This window comes from Campylobacter sp. TTU-622, assembly GCF_016598965.1.
In the GTDB taxonomy this organism is placed as follows: Bacteria; Campylobacterota; Campylobacteria; order Campylobacterales; family Campylobacteraceae; genus Campylobacter_D.
In genome coordinates this window covers 1-3136 of the sequence record NZ_JAENKR010000114.1, presented here as the reverse complement: position 1 = coordinate 3136, position 3136 = coordinate 1, and the positions used below count along the sequence as shown (strand labels likewise).

Below are 3136 nucleotides of genomic sequence, written 5' to 3'. Positions count from 1 at the left end.
CCTAAAGTTACACTATCTTCTCTATTAATCTTATATACTCTTAATGCTTTATGAATATAAAAACTTTTTTCATCATATAAATGCACCCAAAGAGTTGCCTCATTTCCATAAAATTCTTCATTAAAACGATGATTTTTAAGCAAAGATTTCTTAAAAATTGATAAAAACTCTCCATAAAATCGTGCCATTAAAAAGTCTTTTTTTGTTACTTCACTATCTTTAGTAAAGCCTTTACCGCTTAACTCTTCTTTTAAAATGCCATTTTCTTCAATTAAACAATTTCCAAAAATATGAGAATAACCTTGCTTGCTTTTTTCTATTAAAATACTAAGTGCATTAGGTAAAAGCTCATCATCATCATCTAAAAAAGTAATAAATTCTCCTTTAGCATAATCTAAGCCATTATTTTTATTGCCATTAGGGCCGTGTTTATATTTAGTATTTTTAACGTATTTTATACGCTCATCATTAAGCATAAATTCTTGCACAATTTTTTCACTTTGAGAATTTAATTCATCATCACTAACAATAATTTCTAAGTCTTTAAAATCTTGATCTTGCACACTTTTTAATGCCTTTTTAAGCAATAAAGGACGCTTAAAAGTAGGGATAATAACAGAAATTTTAGGAAATTCCAAGTTCATTAATCACCTTCATCCATTTTTCTTTAATATGCAAAATATCATAATCTTTACATCTTTTTCTTGCATTTAAAACCAATTCTTTTCTTAAAGATTCATTCTGCATTAACAAAGACATTTTTTCAGCTAAAGCTTTTTCATCATCACAATTGATTAAAAATCCATCTTTAGCATCATCAATTAAATCATTTGCTCCATTATAATAATGAGTTGCTATACGAGCTACATCAAAATATAAAGATTCAATTAAAACCGTTGGCAAACCTTCCATAAAAGAACAAAGACATAAAATTTTAGCTTTAGAATAATAAGTTTTTACATCCTTCACGCGACCTAAAAATTCTACCTTAATGTTTAAACTTTTAGCTTTATATTCTAATTCTTGTTTTAATTCTCCATCTCCTAAAATTAAAAATCTATAATTTTCTCTTAAATTCTCATCTAAATTTGCAATAGCTTTTAAATACATCAAAGCATTTTTATTGTGATCTAAACGTCCTACAAAAAGAATAAGATTTTCTTTTTCAAAATTTTCTTTTTGTAAATAAAAATGAGTTGGATTTGCAAGCACAATAACTTTTTTAACAAATTTTTCATAAAATTCTTTATCCTTATATCCTAATACACTTAAAACATCACAAAAAGGATAAGCAATTCTTCTTAAAAAGCGCCAAATTTTTGATTTTAAATAAGCCTCATTACTATGCTCGCAAATTATTAAAGGGGTTTTTATGCCTATTTTTGCAAATATACAAGCAATATTAGTTGTATCTAAAAAAGAGATAAAAATATCACTTTTTTCTTCCTTTAAAGCCTTTCTTAATGCAAAATATTTTTTAAAACGACTGGCAATTTTATGATAAATATTATCAAATCTAAATTGTTGCAAGGTTTTAACTTTTATCTTTGCATTCAAAGGATAAAAAGATTCTCCAGAATGAAATTTTATAATTTTTATCTCATGCTCTTTGCAAAACTCATTTGCCAAAGTCACTAAAACCCTCTCAGCTCCACCAGAATTTAAAGTAGCTATAATAAAAGTAATTTTCATTTTTGTCTCTCTAAAATAAGCTTTGAATTCTCTAATTTATAAACTTTATCACACTTTGCTATACCTAAAAGCCTATGAGCAATAATAATCATAGTTTTATCTTTAGAAATTTTAAAAAGCTCCTCCATAATCTTCATTTCACTTTCATTATCTAAAGCAGAAGTTGCTTCATCAAGAATTAAAATTTCAGGTTTTAAATATAAAGCTCTTGCAATAGCAATTCTTTGTTTTTGTCCTCCACTTAAATTATTTCCACCATCTCCTACTTTTGTATGAATTCCATTAGGCAAACTTTTAATAAATTTTTCAAGATTAGCCTGTTTGATAACTTCTTTTAATAAATCAAAATCAATTTCATCACCAAAAGCGATATTTTTAGCAATGCTATCATTAAAAAGATAAATTTGCTGTGGAATATAGCCTATTTTAGATCTTAAACTTTTCATATTGTTTTCATTTAATATTTTATCATCAATGTAAATTTTTCCTTCTTTTATCTTTAATAAGCCCATAATAATATCAACTAAAGTACTTTTTCCGCATCCACTCTCACCAATAAATGCTATTTTTTCACCTTTTTTTATACTTAAATTTAAACGAGTAAATAAATTATTTTTATTCTGATAGGCAAAACTTATATTTTCTAAACGAATCTCTTTTTGAAAAGTAATATTCTCATCTTCTAGTTGTTCTTCTTTTTGATTTAAAATATTATAAATAATATCTAAAGAAGACCTATAATAAAGTAAATCATGATAACTTGTGATAATACGATTTGCACTAGGCATCAATCGATAAAGCGCTAAAACAAAAATAGAAATAGTGGCTAAAATATTAGAAATATCTCCTTCATTTTTAAAAACCAAAAAAACAACGATAAAAATCAAAACACAAAATCCAATGGCTTCAAGATATATTCTTGGCAAAGCAGCAATACTTTCATTGCTTATATTTGCTTTGCTAAAATTCTTACTTTGCTGTTCAAAAAGTTTTAAAATCGCTCTTTCTTTAATTTTTAATTTAATAAATTTAAAATTATTTAAACTTGTATTAATAATTTCAAAAAAATTTTTCATTGCCTCTTCACGCCTTAATCCAGCTTTTTTAACAAGAGGAGAAAGAATACGCATTAAAATAAAGGCATTTAAAAACAAAAAAATACTTAAAGCTAAAGTAATCTTATAATCAATTAAAAGTAGCAAAATATAAAGCAATAAAACAACAAAAATTTCACTCATCATAAGCAAAAAAGAAGAGATCATTGTGCTAAGATTATAAACTTCTCCTGTGACATTTTTTAATAACTCAGAATGACTTTTTTGTGTGAAATTCTCATAATTAATGTGAAGATATTTTGAGAAAATTTTATAAGATATGCTATGATACCTTCCTTTGGAAAATTTTGCTAAAAGATGGAAATAATAAGAATTTAATAAAGCACGTA

3 protein-coding genes are annotated in these 3136 nt (G+C 25.3%); all 3 read right to left on the bottom strand.

Annotation, left to right across the window (positions count from 1 at the left end):
• Nucleotides 1-644: glycosyltransferase family 2 protein (locus tag JG677_RS07570; RefSeq protein WP_200286035.1), on the bottom strand; the 644-nt coding region annotated here is incomplete at its 3' end.
• Entirely contained in the window at nucleotides 625-1692 is a 1068-nt protein-coding gene (gene pglH / locus JG677_RS07565; protein ID WP_200286033.1) for a GalNAc-alpha-(1->4)-GalNAc-alpha-(1->3)-diNAcBac-PP-undecaprenol alpha-1,4-N-acetyl-D-galactosaminyltransferase, read from the bottom strand. The genes pglH and JG677_RS07570, both read right to left, overlap by 20 nt.
• On the bottom strand, nucleotides 1689-3136 hold a 1448-nt coding region (locus JG677_RS07560), incomplete at its 5' end, for an ABC transporter ATP-binding protein (protein WP_200286032.1). The genes JG677_RS07560 and pglH, both read right to left, overlap by 4 nt.

Excerpts from the sequence above, each read along its gene's own strand:
- pglH (WP_200286033.1), bottom strand. The coding sequence starts at position 1,692 with ATGAAAATTACTTTTATTATAGCTACTTTAAATTCTGGTGGAGCTGAG.